The 24067-nt window shown below is 56.8% G+C and carries 26 protein-coding genes; 22 read left to right on the plus strand and 4 right to left on the minus strand.

What is annotated here, in order from left to right:
* Positions 1 to 38 precede the first annotated feature (38 nt).
* The 5 genes from moaC (at position 39) to GOX01_RS12875 (ending at position 2784) form a co-directional block, all read left to right on the plus strand.
* A complete protein-coding gene (moaC, locus tag GOX01_RS07560; RefSeq protein WP_011252029.1) occupies positions 39 to 521 on the plus strand; it encodes a cyclic pyranopterin monophosphate synthase MoaC in 483 nt (160 codons plus the stop codon).
* Positions 518 to 1357, plus strand: a complete 840-nt coding sequence (locus GOX01_RS07565; RefSeq protein WP_011252028.1) for an NTP transferase domain-containing protein — start codon at positions 518 to 520, stop codon at positions 1355 to 1357. The genes moaC and GOX01_RS07565 overlap by 4 nt, the downstream gene beginning before the upstream one ends.
* Positions 1354 to 1866: a molybdenum cofactor biosynthesis protein MoaE gene (locus tag GOX01_RS07570; protein WP_011252027.1), complete on the plus strand. Its 513-nt coding sequence runs from the start codon at positions 1354 to 1356 to the stop codon at positions 1864 to 1866. Before GOX01_RS07565 ends, GOX01_RS07570 begins: the two co-directional genes overlap by 4 nt.
* Positions 1867 to 1978: 112 nt before the next feature.
* Entirely contained in the window at positions 1979 to 2569 is a 591-nt protein-coding gene (locus GOX01_RS07575; protein ID WP_024716525.1) for a hypothetical protein, read from the plus strand.
* A 74-nt stretch (positions 2570 to 2643) separates the two neighbouring features.
* Positions 2644 to 2784 carry a hypothetical protein gene (locus GOX01_RS12875; RefSeq protein WP_155720763.1) on the plus strand — a complete coding sequence of 47 codons (141 nt, stop codon included), beginning with the start codon at positions 2644 to 2646 and terminating at the stop codon, positions 2782 to 2784.
* Positions 2785 to 2809: 25 nt separating this feature from the next.
* Here GOX01_RS12875 and GOX01_RS07580 read toward each other — a convergent pair whose 3' ends face one another.
* Both GOX01_RS07580 and GOX01_RS07585 read right to left on the minus strand, forming a co-directional pair.
* Positions 2810 to 3016: a TOBE domain-containing protein gene (locus GOX01_RS07580; RefSeq protein WP_011252025.1), complete on the minus strand. Its 207-nt coding sequence runs from the start codon at positions 3014 to 3016 to the stop codon at positions 2810 to 2812.
* Between the two features lie 131 nt (positions 3017 to 3147).
* Positions 3148 to 4287, minus strand: coding sequence for a type III PLP-dependent enzyme (locus tag GOX01_RS07585; RefSeq protein WP_011252024.1), 1140 nt, complete (start codon positions 4285 to 4287; stop codon positions 3148 to 3150).
* Positions 4288 to 4701: 414 nt separating this feature from the next.
* Between GOX01_RS07585 and GOX01_RS07590 the strand changes: the two genes are divergently transcribed.
* Positions 4702 to 5748: a YihY/virulence factor BrkB family protein gene (locus GOX01_RS07590; protein WP_011252023.1), complete on the plus strand. Its 1047-nt coding sequence runs from the start codon at positions 4702 to 4704 to the stop codon at positions 5746 to 5748.
* 25 nt (positions 5749 to 5773) lie between these two features.
* On the opposite strand, the gene GOX01_RS07595 is transcribed toward GOX01_RS07590, so the two are convergent.
* Positions 5774 to 6424, minus strand: a complete 651-nt coding sequence (locus GOX01_RS07595) for a septal ring lytic transglycosylase RlpA family protein (protein WP_024716529.1) — start codon at positions 6422 to 6424, stop codon at positions 5774 to 5776.
* A gap of 153 nt (positions 6425 to 6577) precedes the next feature.
* Between GOX01_RS07595 and aroQ the strand changes: the two genes are divergently transcribed.
* Genes aroQ through GOX01_RS07615 form a run of 4 tightly spaced genes read left to right on the plus strand, consistent with a single transcriptional unit; the run spans position 6578 to position 9415 of the window.
* Positions 6578 to 7027, plus strand: a complete 450-nt coding sequence (gene aroQ, locus GOX01_RS07600) for a type II 3-dehydroquinate dehydratase (RefSeq protein ID WP_024716530.1) — start codon at positions 6578 to 6580, stop codon at positions 7025 to 7027.
* Positions 7024 to 7479 (plus strand): acetyl-CoA carboxylase biotin carboxyl carrier protein, encoded by a 456-nt coding sequence (locus GOX01_RS07605; RefSeq protein WP_024716531.1) that lies wholly within the window; start codon positions 7024 to 7026, stop codon positions 7477 to 7479. The genes aroQ and GOX01_RS07605 overlap by 4 nt, the downstream gene beginning before the upstream one ends.
* Positions 7479 to 8831, plus strand: coding sequence for an acetyl-CoA carboxylase biotin carboxylase subunit (gene accC, locus GOX01_RS07610; protein WP_011252019.1), 1353 nt, complete (start codon positions 7479 to 7481; stop codon positions 8829 to 8831). The genes GOX01_RS07605 and accC overlap by 1 nt, the downstream gene beginning before the upstream one ends.
* 14 nt (positions 8832 to 8845) lie before the next feature.
* Complete coding sequence (locus GOX01_RS07615) at positions 8846 to 9415, plus strand: NIPSNAP family protein (RefSeq protein WP_011252018.1); 570 nt, start codon at positions 8846 to 8848, stop codon at positions 9413 to 9415.
* An 86-nt stretch (positions 9416 to 9501) separates the two neighbouring features.
* Here the strand turns inward: GOX01_RS07615 and GOX01_RS07620 are convergent, their stop codons facing one another.
* Entirely contained in the window at positions 9502 to 10197 is a 696-nt protein-coding gene (locus GOX01_RS07620) for a YfdX family protein (RefSeq protein ID WP_062269682.1), read from the minus strand.
* Positions 10198 to 10609: 412 nt separating this feature from the next.
* Here GOX01_RS07620 and edd point away from each other — a divergent pair, with 412 nt between their 5' ends.
* From edd to flhA, 12 genes are all read left to right on the plus strand, one after another.
* Positions 10610 to 12457: a phosphogluconate dehydratase gene (edd, locus tag GOX01_RS07625; protein WP_011252015.1), complete on the plus strand. Its 1848-nt coding sequence runs from the start codon at positions 10610 to 10612 to the stop codon at positions 12455 to 12457.
* Between the two features lie 12 nt (positions 12458 to 12469).
* A complete protein-coding gene (eda, locus tag GOX01_RS07630) occupies positions 12470 to 13093 on the plus strand; it encodes a bifunctional 4-hydroxy-2-oxoglutarate aldolase/2-dehydro-3-deoxy-phosphogluconate aldolase (RefSeq protein ID WP_011252014.1) in 624 nt (207 codons plus the stop codon).
* A 103-nt stretch (positions 13094 to 13196) separates the two neighbouring features.
* Positions 13197 to 13760, plus strand: coding sequence for a metal-dependent hydrolase (locus GOX01_RS07635; protein WP_024716532.1), 564 nt, complete (start codon positions 13197 to 13199; stop codon positions 13758 to 13760).
* Entirely contained in the window at positions 13757 to 15334 is a 1578-nt protein-coding gene (purH, locus tag GOX01_RS07640; protein WP_062269680.1) for a bifunctional phosphoribosylaminoimidazolecarboxamide formyltransferase/IMP cyclohydrolase, read from the plus strand. Before GOX01_RS07635 ends, purH begins: the two co-directional genes overlap by 4 nt.
* Positions 15331 to 15681, plus strand: a complete 351-nt coding sequence (locus GOX01_RS07645; protein WP_011252011.1) for a hypothetical protein — start codon at positions 15331 to 15333, stop codon at positions 15679 to 15681. Before purH ends, GOX01_RS07645 begins: the two co-directional genes overlap by 4 nt.
* 212 nt (positions 15682 to 15893) lie before the next feature.
* Complete coding sequence (locus GOX01_RS07650; RefSeq protein ID WP_081107065.1) at positions 15894 to 17222, plus strand: flagellar hook-length control protein FliK; 1329 nt, start codon at positions 15894 to 15896, stop codon at positions 17220 to 17222.
* 15 nt (positions 17223 to 17237) lie between these two features.
* Positions 17238 to 17978 (plus strand): flagellar hook assembly protein FlgD, encoded by a 741-nt coding sequence (locus tag GOX01_RS07655; protein ID WP_011252009.1) that lies wholly within the window; start codon positions 17238 to 17240, stop codon positions 17976 to 17978.
* A 174-nt stretch (positions 17979 to 18152) separates the two neighbouring features.
* A complete protein-coding gene (gene fliF / locus GOX01_RS07660) occupies positions 18153 to 19832 on the plus strand; it encodes a flagellar basal-body MS-ring/collar protein FliF (protein WP_024716534.1) in 1680 nt (559 codons plus the stop codon).
* The gene (locus GOX01_RS07665; protein WP_024716535.1) at positions 19829 to 20842 is read left to right on the plus strand and encodes a flagellar motor switch protein FliG; all 1014 of its coding nucleotides are present in this window, start codon (positions 19829 to 19831) and stop codon (positions 20840 to 20842) included. Before fliF ends, GOX01_RS07665 begins: the two co-directional genes overlap by 4 nt.
* A complete protein-coding gene (locus GOX01_RS07670; protein ID WP_024716536.1) occupies positions 20842 to 21513 on the plus strand; it encodes a hypothetical protein in 672 nt (223 codons plus the stop codon). Before GOX01_RS07665 ends, GOX01_RS07670 begins: the two co-directional genes overlap by 1 nt.
* Positions 21503 to 21820, plus strand: a complete 318-nt coding sequence (gene fliN / locus GOX01_RS07675; protein ID WP_011252005.1) for a flagellar motor switch protein FliN — start codon at positions 21503 to 21505, stop codon at positions 21818 to 21820. The genes GOX01_RS07670 and fliN overlap by 11 nt, the downstream gene beginning before the upstream one ends.
* A 53-nt stretch (positions 21821 to 21873) precedes the next feature.
* Positions 21874 to 23973 (plus strand): flagellar biosynthesis protein FlhA, encoded by a 2100-nt coding sequence (flhA, locus tag GOX01_RS07680; protein WP_228119263.1) that lies wholly within the window; start codon positions 21874 to 21876, stop codon positions 23971 to 23973.
* Positions 23974 to 24067 lie beyond the last annotated feature (94 nt).

A 24067-nucleotide genomic window follows, 5' to 3' on the forward strand; every position in this document is an offset into this window, starting at 1 on the left:
GGCCAGAATTCGGTGATCAGACCGGGAGATCGAAGACGATGAAGACGCTCACCCATGTCAACGAGTGCGGCGAGGATCCGCGCATGGTCGATATCAGCGGCAAGGATGTGACGGAACGTAGCGCGCATGCCCAGGCGCGTCTGGTTTTCCCGTCCGAGATGGCGCGGACCCTGTCGGATGCCGGGTTCATGACAGCCAAGGGTGCGGTGCTGACCGTGGCGCAGATTGCAGGCGTGATGGGCGTGAAATCGACGTCGCAGCTCATTCCGCTGTGTCATCCGCTCTCCCTCAGTGGCTGCCGGGTGGACATCACAATCGAGGGTGATGAGGCGGTGATCGACTGCCGGGTCTCGTGCAAGGGGCGTACGGGCGTGGAAATGGAAGCGCTGACCGGGGCTTCCGTGGCCGCGCTCACGATCTACGACATGTGCAAGGCCATGTCCCATGACATGGTCATCCGCGAGGTCCGGCTGATGGGCAAGGCCGGCGGCAAGCGCGATTTCCAGCGGATTGAATCATGACACCACTTTACGGCCTGATCCTTGCAGGCGGTGCCAGCAGACGCATGGGAACGGACAAGGCCGCGCTCGACTATCACGGCAAGCCGCAGCTTCAGGCGGCGTTCGAGGTTCTGACGCCTGTGGTGGAACAATGCTTCGTCTCGGTGAGGCCGGGTCAGACGTCCGATCCGCTGCGCTCCAGCTTTCCGCAGATCGTCGATACGGTGGATGTTGACGGACCAGCGGCGGGGCTGCTGTCGGCCCATCGGGCTTATCCGGATGTGGCCTGGCTGGTTCTGGCCTGTGATCTGCCGATGCTGGACCGTGGCACGCTCGACACCCTGATCGCCGCAAGGGATGGAGAGCATGTCGCCGTCTCCTATCGCAGCGAGCATGATGGTCTGCCGGAACCGCTCTGCGCCATCTGGGAGCCGGAAGCGCTTGAGCGACTGGAAAAGCAGGTTGCAGGTGGCCGGATCTGTCCGCGCAAGCTGCTGATCAACAGCCCGACAAAGCTGCTGGAGCCGCATAGCCGCGGTGCGCTCGACAACATCAACACGCCGGAGGAACGCGAAGACGTGGCCCGGCGCCTGAAGGATCTGCCGGGAGGGCCGATGATTCGCCTGACACTGGAATATTTTGCGCAGTTGCGGGAACTGGCTGGAACGCGGGAGCAGTCGCTTGAGACCTCATTCGCCACTGTGGGACCGCTGTACGAGGAACTGCGTGAAAAATACGCCTTCCCGTTCGAAGCCTCGAAGCTCCGTGTGGCGATCAACGGTGATTTCGCCCCTTGGACACAGACGTTGAAGGACGGGGACCATATCGTGTTCATTCCGCCGGTGACGGGCGGATGAGCCGCTTTCGCATGGCGTCCGCACCCGTGGATCTGAACGCGCTGCGTGAGGATCTGCATCTGGCCGTGGCAGGCGGGTTCTGCACCTTTGAAGGCTGGGTCCGCAACAGGAACGAGGGCCGTCCGGTGGATGGTCTGGAATATGAATCCTATGAGGCGCTGGCCCAGCTCGAAGGTGAGCGGATCGTGGCTGAGGCTCTGGAGCGTTTCGAGATCAGCCAGGCTGTAGCGATGCACCGCACCGGGAGCCTGAAGGTCGGGGATGTTGCGGTCTGGATCGGCGTTTCGGCGCCGCACCGGGATGCCGCGTTTCGGGCCTGTCGCTACATCATCGACGAGATAAAGCATCGCGTGCCCGTCTGGAAGAAAGAGCACTATCTGGACGGAGATGCCGAATGGGTGGCCTGCCATCACTGCCAGACTGCTCCGCGTGCCTCGGAGACGGGGACGCATGATCACGATCATGACCATGGCCACGATCATGGAAGCTGCGGCCACCATCATCACTGACTGAGCGTTTCCGCAGGGCCGTATCTTTATGCCCTGCGGAGCGTTTTTAAGTTGTAATTGCAAATCATTCTCAATTAGAGTGACTCCGGTTCTGCTGATTCGGAGTTTTCCCATGACACGGCTGTCGCTTTCCCTGTCCGACCTCTGCTGCTGTGAACGCCTCGCGCTGTGGAGTATCCGCTGCCTCATCAGCCATTACCGCTTGCCAAGCTGTCCCGAGACAAAAACGACCGACGGTCTGTTTCCCGTCTGTTTCCGCCCGGCTCTTGATGCCGCGGAAGGAGCTTTTGCGGACGCCACCCATCTTCTGAAGGTTGCGGATCAGCCGCGCCTTGCGGTGAATGCCCCGGGCATGCAGTCCCTGACGGCGCTGGAGGAACGCTTCCTGCGCGGGATCATCGCAGCCCAGAACGAGGGCCAGCGCGAAGTTTTCGTGCTTCTTGCCGAAGTCTTCCCCGACAGGTTTGTCCAGGGCTGCCTGGCCACTGCGCTGACTCTGCTGGCGGATTGTCTGGCAGGAGCCGGGCACTGGCTGCCCAAAAAACTGCTGAAAGACGAAACCACCATTTCGGGGGGAGGGGCGCTGTCTTCGATCAACCGCTGGCGGTCGGTCAGCCCGTCTCGGATGCGGGTTCTGTGGCCGCAGGATAGCGGGCCTTTACATGCTGGCATGTCGCATGATGCCAGCCGGGTGATGCACTGATGATTCCGCTGAGCGGACGCCCCGCCCGGAACGGGGCAGAACCGCAGCGTCCGGGACTTGAGGAGCTGGAACACATGACGGTCTGTCTGCTGCTGCTGGCTGTCGGAGTGGTCGGGTTCTGCTGGCTGGCCTGCCTGAACCTCGAAATTTCCGCAGAAGATCTGCTGTCCGCGCTGGGATACCAGTCGGGGCAGGAAGCGTCTTTCAGGAGCTGAGGCTCCCGAAGCGCTTCCTGAACACTCAGTCTACGCCGACCATGACGCTGGAGGCCTTGATGACGGCATAGGCCTCTTTGCCGACTTCGAGGCCAAGATCCGCGACGGCTTCATTGGTGATGGCACTGGTGATGACCGTACCGTTGACGTCGATGGTGACGTGGGACGTCGTCGCGCCCTTGAGAATGTTCGTGATCCGGCCCTTGAGCTGGTTACATGCGCTGAGCTTCATGAAAAAACCTTCCATAAGGATGGCAGACAGGAATGCCTGTCTGTCCCGTATCGGAAGGCTTCACGCCCGCGTCCAGAGAGACGGGGCTGGAAAATGCCTCCGGACCCCGATTGGTCCGGAGAGGGCCGTTTTCAAATGTAATATTCGGTCAGCGGCGGGAAGCCGTTGAAGCCCACGGAGGCGTAGGTCGAGACATACGCGCCCGTGGCGAGGATCTCGACCCGGTCCCCGCATTCCAGAGAGTCGGGCAGGGGAATGCGGTTCTTCTCGTACATGATGTCCACGCCATCGCAGCTTGGGCCGGCGAGCACGCAGGGGGAGCAGGTGGCGTCGTCTGAATCGCGGGATGTTCGGAAAGTGTAGCGGATGGCTTCACCTTCCGTCTCGGCCAGGCCACCGAAGCGCCCGATATCAAGATAGACCCAGCGCGGATCGGTTACGGCACCGCCGCGACGGCTGACGAGAATGACCTCGCTCGACACCACGCCGGACTGCCCGACCATGTAGCGGCCTGGCTCCAGCAGGATTTCAGGCGCACCGTCCGGAAAATGCGTCCTGAGGGACGCATGGATCGTGTCGGCGAAATCCTGAACGGAGGGTACGTTCTCGCGGTAATGCGTCGGGAACCCGCCACCCAGATTGAGCATCTGAAGGTCCACGCCCTGCGCGCGCAGATCATGATACAGGCCGGCCGCCTTGGCGATCGCATGATCATAAGCGGCAACGCCCGTCTGCTGGCTTCCGACATGGAAGGACAGGCCGTAAGGCTTCAGGCCCAGGTCTCGGGCACGCAGCATCAGCGCGCGCGCGTTGCTCAGCGTAGTGCCGAACTTGCGCGACAGGGGCCAGTCCGCGCCTTCGTTTTCGACGGCCAGGCGGCAGAAAACGCGCGCGCCAGGCGCGTGCTTTGCAAGCTTCTCCAGCTCTTCGATACTGTCGAAAACGAACAGGCTGATGCCCAGATCATGCGCTTCGCGGATCCATTCGGCTTTCTTCAGTGTGTTGCCGTAGGAAATCCGGTCCGGGGTGGCGCCGGCATCCAGGCACATCCGGATTTCCGCAGGGGATGCGACATCGAAGGACGAGCCCAGGGCCACAAGGCGATCGAGGATGGCCGGGGCCGGGTTGGCCTTGATGGCGTAATAGATTTTCGCTTCCGGGAGCGCATCGTGCAGGGCACGGTAATGCGCCCCGACGACGTCGAGATCGACGACGAGGCAAGGGGTTGCCGGCTGCTGCTCGGCAAGGAAGCGGGTGATTTTGGGAGTCATGACACTCAATTCCCAGAACCGGACTCGTCAGGGAACGATATCGCCCTGCGAGTATGTTGCGAAACGGTCGAACGGACCGGCGAATAGCGGGAATCCGTAAAGGGTGGATTCCTGAAGGCCAGAACGCTTGACGTCGTTGCGTAACCTCGAGTGGGCCAGTGGCACGTGCGTTGCTGCGTGAGGGCGGGATATGAGACCAAATCCCCCGTCACGCAACCGATAATTTTGCATTGTGATGGTTTTGCCAATATTGGTGAGCTGAATCAGGGCGAATTCGGAACGCTGAAGGCATCTTCCGCGTCTGTACTGGCTCATGCCGTTCAATCCGGACTGTTCGTTACGGACATTCCGGGACGAAGCGGCAAAGACGCCAAGACTGCTGCCCCCAACAGGAAACTGCCGAGGACACCCTGCGTGAGTTTGACACCCGAATCTGCGACCCTCTCCGGCTCCCGAACCGTGCCGGGACATTCCGTCCCTTCGGAAGCCGGACACGCACCTGCTGCGGCAGGTACGGCTGAGCCGGACGCCCCCTCGTCTCCGGACCGGCTGCACCATGCGGCCTGGCGCGTTATCGCGAAGCATCTGTTTGCCGAAGTGGGCTCAAGCCAGACGTCGCTGTCGGCTGCGGGTTGCGCTTTCTACGCCACGCTTTCCCTCTTTCCGGCCATTTCCAGCCTGATTTCCCTCTATGGTCTGGCGTTTGACCTGCAGACAGTCGAGCCTCAGCTCGAAGTCCTCCGCCATCTCCTGCCGCCCTCGGCGTACGATCTGATCGGGGACCGGATTCACGAACTGATTTCCCAGCCTCATTCGTCCCTGACGATCGGGCTGATCTTCTCGCTCGCGATCGCCCTGTGGTCGGCTTCGGCGAGCACGAAGTCGATCCTTTCCGCGCTCAACATGGCCTATAATGCACAGGAAACTCGCAGCTTCCTGAAGTTTCAGGCCATCGCACTGTCCACTACGCTGACGGCCATTCTGGGCGCTGCGCTGACACTGGCCCTGATGGTGGCCGCACCGGCACTGGTGGATTACCTGCCGCGTCATGTCAGTTTCCTGAGTGATCCGCCATTCCCGGTTGATCTGCTGCTCTCTTACGGCGCGCCGATGGTCGTGCACACGCTCGCGCCGCTGCTGATGCTGCTGTTCGTCTTCATTGCGGTGACGCTGCTCTACCGCTTTGCGCCCTGCCGCGTGCATACGCAGTGGCGCTGGATTTTTCCGGGTTCGGCACTGGCGACCATTTTGTGGGTCATCACGTCGCTCGGCTTTTCATGGTATGTCGCGCATTTCGCGAGCTATGGCGCAACCTACGGGCCGCTTGGTGCCGTGGCAGCCATCATGATGTGGTTTTTCGTGAGTGCGTATGTGGTGCTGTTCGGGGCGGAACTGAATGCCAGCCTCGAAGCCCGGGCCGGTCAGAGTCAGGAAGTCCCCCCTCAGACCGGCGCAGCCTGACAGTCAGGTCAGGCCGTCGTAAAGATCAGTGATGGTGGTGCGGCGTACGATGTGTGCCGCTGCCCTGCCGTGAGGCAGGGGCGATGCTGGTTCCCGCCGCCTGAATGGCCTGCGCGCTCGTATCCGACGGATCGGCCTCGGCCACTTCCGGCTCTGTGGCAGGATGCATGGACGGCGCAATATCCGTCATTTTCGCAATCGTGACATGGGCCGTGCCCGCGCCGAGCATGCCGATCTTTGCGGCGGCGGCATGGGACAGGTCGATAATACGGCTGTTGAAAGGCCCACGATCATTGACCGTCACCACGACGGAGCGTCCTGTATCCTGCGACGTCACGAGAAGCTTCGTGCCGAGGGGCAGGGAAGGATGCGCTGCTGTCAGATCGTTGGTGTTGAATGTCGTCCCGCTGGCCGTGCGCCGTCCATGAAAATGCCGTCCATACCAGCTCGCCATGCCATGCTGGGACCAGGCGTGAGCGGCCTGGTGGGCACGGTTTGCAAGTGCGGCCCGAACGGAGTCTGCCCAGCTCGTCTTCGGCGTTCCATCAGCGGCAGAATCGTCGCTCGCGTGAGCGGCGTGATGACTGGCCAGCCCGGCAAGCGCCACGGCGAACGTCATGCTGCGCAGGGGAATGCAACGTAAGGGATTGCGAAGGACAGACAGATCAAAGCGCACTATATCAGGTTCTTCTCCAGTGGACGGGACGGGCTCAGATCGCACCAGATAGCACAAAAATGCGGCCCTGTCCCCTTTTGGACACCCTGAAGACGGCAGCAATAGGGCAATGACGCTTTCATGACGGCTCCGAAAGTGCTATCGCGCGGCCAGATGAAACGCCCTCTGATCACCGTTCTCAACGGTCCGAATCTCAACATGCTGGGTCTTCGCCAGCCCGGAATCTATGGTCACGCCACGCTCGATGATGTCGAGCAGGTGTGCATTCAGGCTGCCGAACGGCTTGATGTCGCCATTGATTTCCGTCAGACGAACGGAGAGGGTGAACTCGTGTCCTGGGTGCAGGAATGTCGCGGCCGTGCAGACGGTATCGTGATCAATCCTGCCGCTTACGGGCATACCTCGATTGCCCTGCTCGATGCGCTTCTGGCCGTCGAGCTTCCCGTGATTGAGGTTCATATTTCCAATATCCATCGCAGGGAGCCGTTCCGTCATCACACCTACGTCTCGCAGGCCGCCATCGGCGTGATCTGCGGCCTCGGCGTCAGGGGATACGCGCACGCGCTTCAGGCAATAACCGACATGATCGAAGACGAAGGATGAGCCGTATGCTCGTGGACAAGGATGCCATTCGGGCATTGGCCGATATTCTGACGGAAACCGGCCTGACCGAAATCGAGATTTCCGAATCTGACAGCCGGATCCGTGTGGCCCGCAATGTCAGTGTGGTTCAGGCTGCTGCTCCGGCCGCCGCGCCTGCGGCACCTGCTGCCCCGGTCGCTGCAGTGCCCGTCGCCGCTCCGGCAGATCCGGCCAAGCATCCCGGTATGGTTCCGAGCCCGATGGTCGGCGTGGCCTATCTGACGCCGGATCCGGCATCTCCGCCGTTTGCCGTGGAAGGTCAGCCGGTTGCTGCCGGTCAGACGATCATGCTGATCGAAGCCATGAAGACCTTCAACCAGATCAAGGCGCCCCGCGCCGGTACGCTGACGAAGTTCCTGGTCGAGTCCGGTCAGCCGGTCGAGTTCGGCGAAGCCCTGGCGATCATCGAGTAATGATTTCCAAGGTCCTCATTGCCAACCGGGGCGAGATCGCGCTGCGTATCCAGCGCGCCTGCCGCGAGATGGGCATCAAAACCGTTGCCGTGCATTCGACGGCCGACGCCGATGCAATGCATGTGCGTCTTGCGGATGAAGCCGTCTGCATCGGTCCGCCGAGCGCACGCGACTCCTATCTGAACGTGGCTGCCATCCTCTCGGCCGCAACGATCACGGGTGCGGACGCCATTCATCCGGGCTATGGCTTCCTGTCGGAAAACGCCGAATTCGCCGAGACCGTGGAAGAACACGGCCTCGCGTTCATCGGCCCGACGGCAGAGCATATCCGCACGATGGGCGACAAGATCACGGCCAAGACGACCATGCGGGCGCTCGGCGTGCCGCTGGTGCCGGGTTCTGACGGCGCCCTGCCGGATCTGCAGGCCGCTCGCGAAGTCGCCGAGAAGGTCGGTTATCCGGTCCTGATCAAGGCCGCCGCCGGTGGCGGTGGACGCGGCATGAAGGTTGCGATGACGGCGGACGACATCGAGGAAGCCTGGTCGGTGGCCCGTGCCGAAGCCCGTGCGGCTTTTGGTAACGACGAAGTCTATCTTGAGAAGTACCTCAACCGTCCGCGTCACATCGAACTTCAGATCCTTGGCGATGCGCATGGCAATGTCGTGCATTTCGGCGAGCGTGACTGTTCGCTGCAGCGCCGTCATCAGAAGCTTCTGGAAGAAGCCGGTTCGCCGGCCCTGACGGATGCCGAGCGTGAGGAAATCGGCCGCACCGCGACCGAGGCCCTGTCGCGGATGGGCTACCGCAACGCAGGGACGCTCGAGTTCCTGTATCAGGACGGTCAGTTCTGCTTCATCGAGATGAACACGCGTCTGCAGGTCGAGCATCCGGTGACGGAGATGGTCTGCAATGTGGATCTCGTGCGCGAGCAGATCCGCATCGCATCTGGTGAGCCGCTCGGTTACACGCAGGCTGACGTCAAGATGTCCGGCCATGCGATCGAGTGCCGTATCAACGCCGAAGATCCGGAAACCTTCATGCCAAGCCCCGGCACGATCAAGGTGTTCCATGCTCCGGGTGGGCTGGGTGTCCGCATGGACAGCGCCATTTACGCTGGCTATCGCATCCCGCCTTATTACGACAGCATGATCGCCAAGCTGATCGTTCACGCCCCGACCCGCGCCGAAGCTATTGCCCGCATGCAACGTGCCCTGGACGAATGCGTGGTTGACGGTGTGAAGACGGTCATCCCGCTGCATCAGAAGATTCTGGCGGACCCGTCTTTCCAGAAGGGGGATTATACGATCCACTGGCTGGAGAACTTTGTCGCTGCCCAGCAGGCAGGGAAATAAACCGGAGACAGCCCATGAGTTACGCAGAAACCATCGTTCTCGATGTCCGTATCGGACAGATGCCGCAGGTGGTTTCTGCTCTCACGGGGCGTGACGGGCTCGCCGTCTGGGTGAGTGAAATCGGTGTCCTGAACCGGGTTGTCCTCTTCCGGACGGCAGACACCTATGACGCCCTTCTGGAAGGGCGTCCGGATGTGCTTGCTGCCATTCCGGAAGAACCCGTGCAGAATGTCGAGGTGACAAGCTGGCGCGTCATTTCCCCGCTGCTTCCGGCCGGGGAGCATGGCAGCCTCTATGAATGGCGCTGCTACGATCTGAAGCTTGGACAGGTCGGGAACGTGGAAGAGGCTTTTGCCGCTGCGGTTCCGGCACGCCTGGAACTGTCCCCACTGCTTTGCGGGATGATTTCGATCGAGGGAACGCCCAGGCTGGCGCATATCTGGCCGTATGCAGACATGAATGCCCGTCTGGAGATCCGGGCGCAGGCCGTGGCCACCGGTGTGTGGCCGCCGAAGATCGGTGGCGGTCTGGTTGCCATGGAAAATGCGATCCTGCTTCCGGCACAGGGTTCCGCCTGGAGCTGAGATATCCTGAAAGACAGGCACAAAAAAAAGCGCTGCAGGCCAAACCTGCAGCGCTTTTTTTTATCTAAGGGCAGGGCCTTTGAAGATTACTTCGTGGCAGCTGCCGGAGCGGGAGCCGCGGTGGCCGGGGCCTGTGATTCAACGGCGTTTTCGGACACGAAGATCACCGAATCCAGAGCCTGGTTCAGCGCATCAACAGCTTCCTGCGGGTGATGGCCTTCCGTGAACACGGTCGCACGATAGACCGCGCCTTGGACCGGGGTGATGGGAGCAAGCGCCAGAATGAAGTCCGTATCTTCGCCGACGACCTTCATGGTTTCAGCGGCCTGATCCGTATTGCCGGATTTCAGCTGCCCATTGGCCGAGGCAACCGCCGTCTTCTTTTCGGGAGCAAGGGTTTCGTTCACGATGAACTCACCGCCAACCGGGAGCCAGTCGGTCTGTCCCACAACAGGCTGGTGGTTTGCTGCAACAGGATGCTGCGGGGCGGGGTGCAGATCGTTTTCGGCGGCCTGAAACTTCTTGTCAGCCTTTTCAGCGGCGGCAAGACGCTTCTGGGCGTCATAAAGTGCCGGGATGGCGGCTTCGGTCTTGCCGCCCGTCTGCAGGATATCACGGGCGTTCATGATGTCCTGGAAGGCGCGCTGTCCATCAGCGGAAAGGTGATGAAAAGCCCGGTGCGCCTTGAACTGCTCCCAGTGTGAGTGAAGTGAAGCTGCGCCAGCCAGAGGTGTTGCGCAGAGAAGGGTTGAAATTGCAGCCATGGCGGGAATGAATTTCATGATATCGTCTCCGTGAATCTTCGGTTCTGACTCTCATGGATATTTCATGGGGACAGATCGGGCAAATTACCGATCATTTAGTGACTGTAGGTCTTGCCGGTTTCTTTTGCCGGCGCTCCCAACGCTGTGTGTTGTTTTCCGTGCGGGGCCGGAGGGGATTTCTGAAAACCGGTCTTAACACATCTCATTCGCATTGTTGCTCTGGAGGTGTTATTTTTGGAACTAAGAGACCATCCGGCGTGATGTCTTGAAATAAAAATGAGAATATCAAGGTTTTCATTTGCGGATGGCTTGCGCTGGGGGGGGGCTTTCCGTATGTACGATGCCTCAATCACGATACCGTGCCTTGCGCCGGAAAGTCGGCCTTTCCTGAACGCATTGCAGGCATCAGCCGAGTAGCGAGTATTTCCAGATGTCTCTGAATCCCGTCGTCGAGAGCGTGACTGCCCGTATCATCGAGCGTTCGAAAGTCTCCCGTCGCCGGTATCTCGCCCTGATGGAGCGCAACCGCGCCAAGGGTGTGCTCCGGCCCAAGCTGGCCTGCGGTAATCTGGCGCATGCCATCGCAGCGTCCAGCCCCGACAAGCCGGATCTGATGCGTCCCACCGGGACCAATATCGGCGTGATCACGACCTATAACGACATGCTCTCGGCGCATCAGCCGTATGGCCGCTATCCCGAGCAGATCAAGCTGTTCGCCCGTGAAGTCGGTGCGACGGCCCAGGTTGCAGGCGGCGCACCAGCAATGTGTGATGGTGTGACGCAGGGGCAGGAGGGCATGGAACTCTCCCTGTTCTCCCGTGACGTGATCGCCATGTCCACGGCGGTCGGGCTGAGCCACGGCATGTTTGAGGGCGTGGCGCTGCTGGGCATCTGTGACAAGATTGTGCCGGGCCTTCTGATGGGCGCGCTGCGCTTCGGTCATCTCCCGGCCATGCTGATCCCGGCAGGGCCAATGCCGTCCGGTCTTCCAAACAAGGAAAAGCAGCGCATCCGCCAGCTCTATGTGCAGGGCAAGGTCGGGCAGGACGAGCTGATGGAAGCGGAAAACGCCTCCTATCACAGCCCGGGCACCTGCACGTTCTATGGCACGGCCAATACGAACCAGATGATGGTCGAAATCATGGGTCTGATGATGCCGGACTCGGCTTTCATCAATCCCAACACGAAGCTGCGTCAGGCAATGACCCGCTCGGGTATTCACCGTCTGGCCGAAATCGGCCTGAACGGCGAGGATGTGCGCCCGCTCGCTCATTGCGTAGACGAAAAGGCCATCGTGAATGCGGCGGTCGGGTTGCTGGCGACGGGTGGTTCGACCAACCATTCGATCCATCTTCCTGCTATCGCCCGTGCCGCTGGTATCCTGATCGACTGGGAAGACATCAGCCGCCTGTCGTCCGCGGTTCCGCTGATCACCCGTGTTTATCCGAGCGGTTCCGAGGACGTGAACGCGTTCAACCGCGTGGGTGGTATGCCGACCGTGATCGCCGAACTGACGCGCGCCGGGATGCTGCACAAGGACATTCTGACGGTCTCTCGTGGCGGTTTCTCCGATTATGCCCGTCGCGCATCGCTGGAAGGCGATGAGATCGTCTACACCCACGCGAAGCCGTCCACGGACACCGATATCCTGCGCGATGTGGCTACGCCTTTCCGGCCCGATGGCGGTATGCGCCTGATGACTGGTAATCTGGGCCGCGCGATCTACAAGAGCAGCGCTATTGCGCCCGAGCACCTGACCGTTGAAGCGCCGGCACGGGTCTTCCAGGACCAGCATGACGTCCTCACGGCCTATCAGAATGGTGAGCTTGAGCGTGATGTTGTCGTGGTCGTCCGGTTCCAGGGACCGGAAGCCAACGGCATGCCGGAGCTTCACAAGCTGACCCCGACTCTGGGCGTGCTTCAGGATCGCGGCTTCAAGGTGGCCCTGCTGACGGATGGACGCATGTCCGGTGCGAGCGGCAAGGTGCCGGCCGCCATTCATGTCGGTCCCGAAGCGCAGGTTGGCGGTCCGATCGCCCGCGTGCGGGACGGCGACATGATCCGTGTCTGCGCGGTGACGGGACAGATCGAGGCTCTGGTGGATGCCGCCGAGTGGGAGAGCCGCAAGCCGGTCCCGCCGCCGCTCCCGGCATTGGGAACGGGCCGCGAACTGTTCGCGCTGATGCGTTCGGTGCATGATCCGGCCGAGGCTGGCGGATCCGCGATGCTGGCCCAGATGGATCGCGTGATCGAAGCCGTTGGCGACGACATTCACTAAGGAAGAGTTCTGATGATCGATACTGCCAAACTCGACGCCGTCATGAGCCGTTGTCCGGTCATGCCGGTGCTGGTGGTCAATGATGTGGCTCTGGCCCGCCCGATGGCCGAGGCTCTGGTGGCGGGTGGACTGTCCACGCTGGAAGTCACGCTGCGCACGCCCTGCGCCCTTGAAGCTATTGAGGAAATGTCGAAAGTACCAGGCGCGCTGGTCGGTGCCGGTACGGTGCTGAATCCGTCCGACATGGACCGTGCCGTGAAGGCGGGTGCGCGCTTCATCGTCAGCCCCGGCCTGACCGAGGCGCTGGCAAAGGCGTCGGTTGAGCATGACGTCCCCTTCCTGCCAGGCGTTGCCAATGCGGGTGACATCATGCGGGGTCTGGATCTGGGTCTGTCACGCTTCAAGTTCTTCCCGGCTGTGACGAATGGCGGCATTCCCGCGCTCAAGAGCTTGGCCAGTGTTTTTGGCAGCAATGTCCGTTTCTGCCCCACGGGCGGCATTACGGAAGAGAGCGCACCGGACTGGCTGGCGCTTCCCTCCGTGGCCTGCGTCGGCGGATCCTGGGTGACGGCCGGCACGTTCGATGCGGACAAGGTCCGTCAGCGCGCCACGGCTGCGGCACTCTTCACGGTCTGATCTTCGAAGCGTTTTGCGGATGCCGTCAGAATGTTGCGGCATCCGTGAACGTTTTGTGAACAAATGGTTTGCGAGACACGTCGAAGCAGACCATATAGGGCGCGTGACCGGACGTTCCCATCTGCTGATTGGCGGCTTTGCCGTGCTGTGCGCGATGCGCTGGCATATCCTGTCGCCTGAACCGCTCTCCGTCTGCACGGGATTGCTGGGCAGTCTTCTGCCAGACATCGATACCGAACGCTCCATGCTCGGCAGCCGGCTGAAATTCCTTTCCCGTTTTCTGGCAAAGACTTTTGGTCATCGTGGCCTTACACATTCCGGCGTAATGCTGCTTCTGGCCGCGGCCGCGCTGAATGGGCTGATGGGGCCCGAAAGCCTGCGTGGCCCCTGGGGTGCGCTTCTGCTGGGGGCAGGGACGCATATCGCGGCTGACCTTCCGACAGGGGGATGCCAGCTCTTCGCGCCTCTCAGCCGTTCGCGACTCTCGCTCTGGCCTTATGTCCGGACTGGCGGGATCGGAGAAATCATGCTTCTTGTGCCCATTCTCTGCCTTCTGGGTTGGGCAGGATTTTCCGGTAATGGCCCTGTTCCGGGTCATGTTCCTCCCTCTGCGCATCACTCGCGGTTGCGCGGACATGTTTTGAAGGATATTTCATTCTCATCATGACTGAGACCCGACTCCCCGTCCGTCGCGCCCTCCTCTCCGTTTCTGACAAGACGGGACTGATCGAACTGGGGCGTGCGCTTGCCGCCCACGGTGCGGAACTGCTTTCGACGGGAGGCTCTGCAAAGGCCCTTCGTGAAGCGGGTCTGACAGTCAAGGATGTCTCGGAGCATACCGGTTTTCCTGAAATCCTGGACGGCCGGGTCAAGACCCTCGTCCCGCAGGTGCATGGTGGCATCCTAGGACGTCGCGACCTTCCGGCACATGTCGCGCAGATGGCGGAACACGGCATTGCGCCGATCGATCTGGTCTGCGTGAACCTCTATCCTTTTGCTGCGACCGTCGCGTCCGGGGCAGGGGACGAGGACTGCATCGAGAACATCGATATCGGTGGTCCGGCCATGATCCGTGCCGCCGCCAAGAACTTCGATCACGTCACGATCCTGACCGATCCGCGTCAGTATGCGGCTGTCATCGCCTCACTGGAACAGGGCGGTACGGTCCTGGCGGAACGTCGTGATTACGCTGCCTCCGCCTATGCCCATACGGCCGCCTATGACAGCATGATCTCCCGCTGGTTCGCAAAGCAGGCCGGTGAGATCCTTCCTCCCGTTCTGACCCTGAGCGGCACCCGCGATGATCTGCTGCGCTATGGTGAGAACCCGCACCAGAAGGCCGCCTTCTATCGCGACGGCAGCCAGCGTCCGGGCGTTGCAAGTGCACGTCAGGTTCAGGGGAAGGCCCTGAGCTACAACAACATCAACGACACGGATGCCGCATTCGAAGCCGTCGCTGAGTTCGACGAGCCGACGGTCGTGATCGTCAAGCATGCCAATCCGTGTGGCGTAGCTTCTGCTACCACTCTGGAACAGGCCTGGATCGCGGCCCTGCGCTGTGACCCGGTTTCGGCCTTCGGTGGCATCGTTGCAGTCAACCGGACGCTGAATGGTGCCACGGCCCAGAGGATCAGCAAGATCTTCACCGAAGTGATCGTGGCTCCCGATGCCGATGCAGAAGCCATTGAGGTCCTGTCGCGCAAGAAGAACCTGCGTCTGCTGCTCACCGACGGCGTGCCCGACCCGACAGCTGAAGGACTGGCCTTCCGTTCCGTCGCGGGTGGCTTTCTGGCACAGACCCGTGATGCGGGGCGTGTGACGGAAGCCGATCTGAAGGTCGTGACCAAGCGCGCACCGACGGCTCAGGAAATGAAGGACCTGCTGTTTGCGTTCCGTGTCGCAAAACACGTGAAGTCAAACGCTGTCATCTATGTCCGTAACGAGGCAACGGTCGGCATTGGCGCCGGACAGATGTCCCGGGTGGACAGCGCGCGTATCGCAGCGCGCAAGAGCGAGGACGCTGCGAAGGAAGCCGGAGAACGTGCACCGCTGACGACAGGTTCGGTCGCGGCTTCGGACGCCTTCTTCCCCTTCGCTGACGGTCTTGAGAGCGTCGTTGCGGCTGGTGCTGTGGCTGTCATTCAGCCAGGCGGCTCCATTCGCGATCAGGAGGTGATCGATGCAGCAGATGCTGCCGGGATCGCCATGGTATTCACCGGCATGAGGCATTTCCGACATTGAAAAAGCTCGCTTTCGCCAGCCTGGTCCTGGCGCTCTCCGTCTCCGCAGCCGAGGCCGCTCCCTGCGTCTATGACATGACGCCGCTGCCCGTCACGCAGGGGATTGTCTCCGGTATTACGCCTACGGGCGTGAAATTGCGCGATGGAACCACGGTCATTCTGCCGGACGAACTTCTGGCCGGTGTTCGGCTGAACCAGAAACTGGCTGTCAGGGGTCTGGTCTCTACGACGACGCATACGGTTCAGGCGCTGGCTCTGGAAGGCAACCCGCCTGTATGCCCCAGTGCGCCTACAATCCCGCGCGGACCTTTTGCGGGGTCTTCGGCTTATGATGCGATCCATCCCTGAGTCCTAAGGTGCTGGTCGCTTCATATTTCTGAAGGGATGAGCCTTTCAGTTCTGTAGCTCCTGACATTGTGCTCTAGCGCCCCCGAGAAAGCCTGAAAAAAGGTTTTCTCGGGGGCGTATGCTTTTGGGGTCGCTAAACGCTTTCTTTACTGTTCCTGTGCCAACAGTTTCCCCGGGTTTCCCATTGTCAGCGGATCCGGAGGCACACAGTTTTGTCATATGTCACGACATCCGCAGTTGTAACGACAACGGGGACAGGACGGCTCGAAATCCTGCCGCAAACTCAACTGGCGTCGAATGAGCGTTTTCGCGATTTTCTGGAAAGCTATGTGCACCAGAAATCCCCTGCACATGCCGATGACAGCCAGAAAGCTTCAACAGACAAGCCCCGGGTCCTAAAAGCTGCGACATCCCCATCCCAGGAGAAGGGGCAAACCCAGATTCAGAAAACCAGCTCTGAAATGGCCGCTGCCACGAAGCGCGATGAAGCTGCAAGCTCGCCGCAGCATTCTGTTTCTGCGAAGCAGGTCAGTACAACGGCTCAGAATACTGTATCGCCTCATGCCGCTCAGAAGAGCGCCATGGCAGCTAATAAGGGACAGCCTCAAAAAATCGCCGGCGATGGGCATCAGAAGACGTCTCAAACGAATATCCCAAAGAGCAGTGACAAATATTCGGTTGCTGATGGGCAAAAGGCAGAAAAATCTGCCCTGACGCAGGGTGAGGGGGCTGACGCTGCTGATGACCATTCAACGGAGAACGTATCGCCACAGGACAGTATCCCTGTGGCTGGATCGAGCGTCTCTGCTGTGGGTGAGGCGGCGCCGAAAGACCACCCGTCATTAGCTGACACCGCACAGTCAAATTCAGAAACGGGCGGGACCGAAGCATCCACTCAAAAAGAGACCAGCTTTTCGGCAGAGAAACAGGATAGCGCAGAAGTAAAAGAAAATACTGTCTCGGATGTGACGTCTACAGCACAGAGCGTTCCAGCATTTCAACTGGACTCTGTATCCGCGGAGAAAACATCCACCAATTCAGCCGACGAGCCGTCTCATGCCGCTCCGTCAGAAAATGCTTCAGAGATGGCCGACAATAATGAACAGGTCTCCCGTCATGACGAGCAGCAGCCTTTGCTCTATCAGAAGAGCAGTAACGGGAGCACGACAACTCATATTGAAATGAATGTCGGCCACCACGAAAAAGTCCATGTGGAAATTGGTGAAACGACTGCCAGGGAGCAGCGGATTCACATCAATACGGATAATCCGGAAGTCTACCAGTCTCTCAAAGACGACCGCGATACATTGCTCGCAAGTCTGGCGCAGAGTTCCGTTTCCGTGACTGCCTCGCAGAGCATCATCCCCCCGAATATCCAGATCAGTCTTTCGCAACCCTCTTTCCTGAGCATGTCATCCGACGGGGAGCGGCAGGGAAGCAATAACCAGTCAGGAGGAGGGGCAAAGGGCACCTCATCAGCGACTGATACTCCATCTCCTGAACGTCGATTTCTGCGTGGCGTCGTCGATCTCACCGTCTAACATAGGATTCGAAACATGGTTTTTTCAGTTGGTACCACGACCGCCAGCACGTCGCTTCTAAGTCAGGCTATTGCCGCCGCGAAAAGCAATGCGGCCGCAAATGCAGCCTCTGCTTCTTCCAGTACGTCAACGAGCGCCAGCAGTTCGAGCAGCTCGCTGTCCTCTCTGGGGGGGAATTTCAACCAGTTCCTCACGCTGCTTACAACACAGCTGCAGCATCAGGACCCCAGTAACCCAACCAGCACTGATTCCTTCACGGCCGAGCTCGCTCAGTTTGCCGGCGTTCAGCAGCAGGTCGAGACCAATACAAATCTGACCAGTCTGATTTCCGCGACGCAGGACAACCAGATGGCTTCAGCGGTCAGCCTGATTGGCAAGACGACAACTGCGAGCAGTTCCAGCCTGCCGCTTCAGAGCGGTTCTGCATCCCTGTCGTTTACCGCGCCTCAGGCAGAAGATGTCGCGATTGCCGTAACGGACAGTACAGGTACGGTTGTGAAGTCCGAAACAGTCAATGCGTCCGCGGGAGCAAATACCTGGACATGGGACGGCAAGAACAACAGCGGGACGCAGTTAAGCGATGGCGCCTATACGGTTGCAGTAGAGGGAAGTTCTACTGATGGTACCAGCGTTGCTCTTCCGACCACGATAACGGGGACTGTCACGGGTGTTTCAAAGGGAACAACGGGCGTTAATATTGATATGGGCGATGCTACCATTGACATGAGCGATCTGACCGGATTTTCGACCACCTGATTCCGGCGACTGATAATGCCCATTGTTAGGCGTGCGTTAACCTTTTTGCTCCACAATCAGCATTATCGACAGTTGGGTTTAGGGGTGAGTGCTCATGTGGGCAGTGCAGGAAGGTTTTTCTAAAGAGAGTCGCCAGGATGACGATTCACTGAAAAACCGGAAAGAGAGCAGCCGGTGAAAGCGCTTCTAGCAAACCTCAAGCAGTTGGGGCTACCGCGTCTGGCTGCCCTTGGCGGCGTTGGCGTTGCGATGCTGGTTCTGCTCGGCGTGCTTGTCCTTCATGGAGTTAACGCCACAAACGGCCTGCTCTACCGTGATCTGGAAGCGCATGAAGCAGGTGAAATCGTAGAGCAGCTTGCAAAGGCCCACATCAAATATCGTCTTCAGGATCAGGGCAGTACGATCATGGTACCTGATGACGACGTTGCACGTGCCAGATTGCTTCTGGCTCAAAGCGGCCTGCCATCAGGCGGGTCTGTCGGATACGAGATATTCGACAAGGGCAACAGCTTTACCGCCACGCAATTCGAACAGACGATCAATGAAACCCGTGCACTCGAGGGGGAACTGGAACGGTCAATCCGTCTGATCCATGGTGTCCGGAATGCCAGGGTGCATCTTGTGCTGCGTCACAGGGAGCTTTTTTCAACAGATGAGCAGAATGCTCAGGCGAGCGTCCTTCTTTCAATGGATGGTGGACGTCGGCTGGATGAGGAAAGCATTGCAGCAGTCGTGAATCTGGTTTCCGCAGCGGTCCCCGGGCTGGACGCCCACAATATCTCCCTGATCGACAATCGTGGCCATGTTCTTCTCAAGCAGGGAGAAGGAAACTCGAACGGCGGTCAGTCTGCGGAAGAGCAGCGGCAATTGATTGAACAGCGTATCGCGCGTGAAGTCGAGGATCTGCTGGGATCTTCACTGGGGCCTGGACATGTGCGTGTAGAAGCCAATGTCACCATGAATAACGATCATGTTCGGGAAACCCAGGAAAATTATGATCCCGACCAGCAGGTTCTGAGGTCGCAACAGACCAAGACAGAAAAAAGCATCAATACCCAAGGCTCTACCAACACCACGGTGTCAAATAATCTTCCGAACGCTAATGCGGGACAGCAGCAGAATGGAAGTCAGAGCAACCGGCAGGAACAAACGAATAACTATGAGATAAGCAAGACAGTCCGGACCCTGGTTCAGGATCAGCCACGCATTGCCCGTATCAGTATGGCCGTCATGGTCGATGGTATCAGCCAGTCTGATGGAAAAGGGCACGCGTCATGGCAGCCGCGCAATCAGGAAGAACTTGGTCGCCTGACCGCGTTGACAAAAAGTGCGGTTGGCTTCGATCAGAGCAGAGGTGACGTAGTAACCGTAATGTCCATGAAGTTTACGGATATGGACATGGAAATGAAGCCAGAGACTTCCGGCTGGAGCAAGTTTTTCACCCATTCAAATCAGATGGAGGCGATAAGGTTTGGATTATTCGCAGCCTGTCTGGCGATGGTCCTGTTCTTTGTCGTGCGCCCACTGCTCCGGCCGATTGGAGAACCCAGCTCTGGGAAATTGCTCAATTTTGCCGCTTCTAAAGATCGTACCCCGGCTGTCGATCTTTCTTCGCAGGGAGCTGTTTATCTGCCCGACAGTCAATCCGAGAGAGCAAGAACTCCAATGCTCGAGGCGGCTTATGTGAATGCTGAACCGGTTGACGAGGAAACAGTCTCTGTCAGTGGAGTACAGGGAAGGATTAGAGCCTCTTCCGTTCAGAAAGTTGTAGATCTCGTGGAAACTCATCCATCTGAAAGTATTGCCTTGGTAAGGGGATGGTTGATGCCTTCTCAGGAAGGCGCGGGAGGATGATGGATATGGAAAAGAATATCTCCGGCGTACAAAAAGCGGCCATTCTGATGATGGCCTTGGGCGAGGAAAATTGTTCTCGTTTGTTTGAGCAGATGCATGAAGAAGAAATTAGAGAAATTTCATCTGCAATGGCTCAGTTGGGTATTGTTTCGTCAAATACCGTCGAAAAAGTATGCCACGAATTTAGCCAGGGCTTGGGGTCTGCTGAAGGTGTAGTGGGAGATCTGGAAAGTACGGAAAAGCTTCTCAAAAATGCTCTTCCCGCCAATCGGGCTGCAGCAATCATGGAAGAAATCCGTGGGCCTGCCGGGCGTACAATGTGGGATAAGCTCGGCAATGTATCGGAGACAGTTCTCGCGAATTATTTGAAAAATGAATATCCACAGACTGTTGCCGTTATATTGAGTCGGATCAAACCTTCTCATGCGGCTAAAGTTCTGGCGCTTTTTCCGGAAGAATTTTCATTAGATATCATGATGAGAATGCTTAAAACGGAAACAATACAGAAAAACGTTCTTCAAAGCGTTGAAAAGACACTGAGGTCGGAATTTGTGTCAAATATTCCGCGCGGAATAAACCGGAATAGCCATGAGGTTCTGGCAGACATATTTAACAATTTTGACAGGCGCATTGAAGGTAGATTTATGACTGCTCTGGAAGAGCGGAGCCAGGATGATGCCGAACAGATCAAAAGTCTTATGTTCACCTTCGAGGAACTCGTCAATCTTTCCAGTGAGAGTTTGATAGTATTGCTGAATCAGATACCTAGGGAAAGCCTTCCGCTAGCACTTAAAGGTGCAAGCGATAAATTGAGACAGGCATTTCTTGCTTCCATGTCGGAGCGTGCAGGTCGTATTCTTGTGGATGAAATTGAAGATCTGGGTCCTGTACGAGTAAAAGATGTTGATACTGCACAGAACCAAATTCTTGTTATTGCGAAAGATCTTGTGGACCGAGGCGAAATTGACCTGATTGATCAAGAACAGCCTGGAAATGAGATGATTGTCTGATGGTCCACAATTTCTCAGGAGGCAATAATGCTTCTGGAATTCTCTACGCGGAGGACTTCGATAGGGTCTTGCCGGACAATGTAGAGAAAAGTGACGATATATCGCCGCCCACGGAGAATGAAAACACTAATACGCTATCTGATGAACTTTTAGAAGAATCTTATCAAAGAGGGCTGCAGGAAGGAAAAATATTGGGAAAGGAAGCATTTGATAATGAAAAAATAAGCATGGAGAGTTTTTATAAAAATGAAATAAGAAAAGAAATAGATAGAATATTTGAAAGTATAAAAAACATAGAGAAGGATATTTCTAAGCAGGCTACGTCTTTCTTCCTAAAAATGCTTGTGAATCTGTTTCCGGAGCTTTTGACGCAGTATGGAGTGGAAGAGGCAAAGCGAACGATCGAAAAAATTAATTCATACATAAAAGATAATTTCCAGTTGGAATTAACTTGTTCTCAAGAGTTTTCTGAAAAAATAGAAGGGTACTTTGGAGAATTCACACAAAAAACAATAAATATTATTGTTGATGAGGCGAAAAAAGGTGGGGATTTCAAGGTTTCCTGGGATACAGGTCTGTTCGTTCGGAATGCGGATAAAGTTGTTTCTGAAATAACGTCACAAATTCTCTCGCTCTCTCAGGAAAAAATAGGAGGAAAAAATGCTGGATAAAGATGATTTCAGTGTAGAAAAAGAACAGTTTTCAAAAGAGGAAATTTCTGGCGATAAAACGCCTAATGATTTGCAGGCCATTTACGACATTCCTGTTACATTAAGCGCAGTATTGGGCCGCGCCACAATGCCGATAAATCAATTATTGAAGCTGGGGCGGGGGGCTGTGGTGGAGTTGGACCGGAAGATTGGAGATCCAATCGATATTCTTGTCAATAACCGCTTAATTGCAAGAGGTGAGGTGGTTATGGTGGATGAGACGCGTTTAGGCGTAACCATGACTGAAATCGTAAAGTCAGAAAATTAAAAATCCATATCGGAAGAAAAATGAATAATATAAAAAAAAGTTTCTCTTCCGAGATGGGAAGAATTTTTTCATCAAATAATATTCCTCAAAGCGTGCTCGCTTTGAAAAAGTGGGTCCCTGGATCAGATATCGGGCTTGCCCTCTCTGTTTCTGCGCTGTTGTCGATACTGGTTCTGCCCCTCCCGACGTTTGTTTTAGACGTCGGATTGTCGTTGTCGGTTACGTTATCCATTCTGGTTCTGATGGTAGCGTTATTTTTAAATAAGCCGCTTGATTTCACGTCTTTTCCAACACTGCTTCTACTAACAACCCTACTGAGGCTTTCACTCGAGGTAGCAACCACACGTTTGATTCTGAGTCACGGATACGAAGGTACTTACGCCGCGGGTCATGTTGTCGCGGCTTTTGGTGGCTTTTTGATGGGCGGAGACGTAGTTATCGGAGCCATTTTGTTCTCGATACTTCTGGTTGTTAACTTTATGGTTATTACCAAAGGTTCGGGACGTATTGCCGAGGTTGCAGCCAGGTTCTCTCTGGATTCCATGCCAGGAAAACAAATGGCAATTGATGCTGAACTATCCTCAGGCGCTATTACTGATTCTGTTGCACGTAAAAAACGTAGAGAACTTGAAGAAGAAAGTGGCTTTTATGGCGCGATGGATGGTGCTGCCAAATTCGTGCGTGGAGACGCGATTGCCAGTCTGATCATAACCGCTATCAACATTGTAGGGGGATTAACTATAGGTGTTGTTCGCCACGGTATGCAGATAGCAGATGCAGCTACCTCGTTTACTACGTTGACAATAGGTGATGGTCTTGTTTCGCAAATCCCTGCCCTGTTGGTTTCTACGGCCTCAGGTATTGTCGTAACAAAGGGTGGCACTGAAGGCGGAGCTGACGTTGCTCTTGTCCGTCAATTGGGTGGTAATTCTAAACCGCTTGCCTTGGCTTCCGGCTCGGCAGTGGTTTTGGCATTAATACCAGGTTTGCCGACATTTCCTTTTTTGTTTCTAGCAGTTTTGGCTGGCGGAGCGGCTTGGATAAGATACCGGACTCCCGTGGTTGGTACGGATAATGATGGAGATTCTGTTGTAGTTCCCGAAAATCCTGTTCCCACAGAGGTTCCAATTTCGGAAAGCCTGAAGGTGGATCTATTGAGACTGGAATTGGGCTTTAATTTGTTGGCGATCGCAAGCGGTGAGGGGACGCGTTTAACAGAAAAAATAAAAATACTTCGTCGAACAATTGCAAGCGATATGGGTTTCGTCCTTCCGCCTGTTCGTATCCAGGATAACCTGCTTTTGCCGCCTGATTCTTATTCTGTTTCTATTAAGGAGATAGAGGTCGGTCATGGTGAAGTCAGACTGAATAAGCTTTTAGCAATGGATCCACGGGGTGGGGAGCCAAATGTCGAGGGAGAAAAAACCAAAGAACCCGCTTTTGGTTTGCCTGCATTGTGGATAGATCAAAACCTCCGTGAGAATGCTATTGTTCAGGGATACACGGTTGTTGATCCCGCCAGTGTAATCATCACGCATTTAACCGAATTGGTTAAAGATAATATGCCAGATCTTCTTTCTTATTCGGAGACGCAAAAACTTCTGGATGAGATGCCTAGAGAGCAGCAGAAATTAGTCGTAGATCTGGTTCCTTCTCAGATTTCAGTCAGCGTAATACAAAGAACTCTGCAGTCCCTTCTGGAAGAACGGGTATCAATCCGTGATCTGGTTAGTATTCTGGAGGCTTTGCAGGAGGGATGTGGCCAGGGATTAAAAACTGTTGCTGCACTAGTCGCGCATGTTCGGATCAGACTGGCGCGTCAAATCAGCGCATCAGTCATTGGTCCCCAGGGATATATTCCAATTGTGACTCTCAGCCCTGACTGGGAGATGTTTGTTTTGGATCATTTGTCTAATTCGGGTGAAGAAAAGCAGATTAATTTTTCTCCGTCAAAAATGAATGAATTTGTGTCTCGCGTTAGATTCTGTCTTGATAGTGCCTCCAAGCAAGGAGAGGTGCCAGTAATATTGGTTTCGAGGAGTATCCGCCTTCCCATACGGCGCATAATAGAGCGTATACAGTCTTCTATAAGTGTTTTGGCACAAGAGGAAATTTCCCCGCGTGTTAAAATACGGACTATTGGGTCAATATAACCAATTCGTTACACTTTTGGCTGGTCGAACTGATTTGTTTGACCTCTGGATGTATATGCCAGAGGATAGTGGGGTAGAGATTTTACCCAAATGG

This window comes from Gluconobacter oxydans (genome assembly GCF_006539685.1).
Taxonomy (GTDB): domain Bacteria; phylum Pseudomonadota; class Alphaproteobacteria; order Acetobacterales; family Acetobacteraceae; genus Gluconobacter; species Gluconobacter oxydans.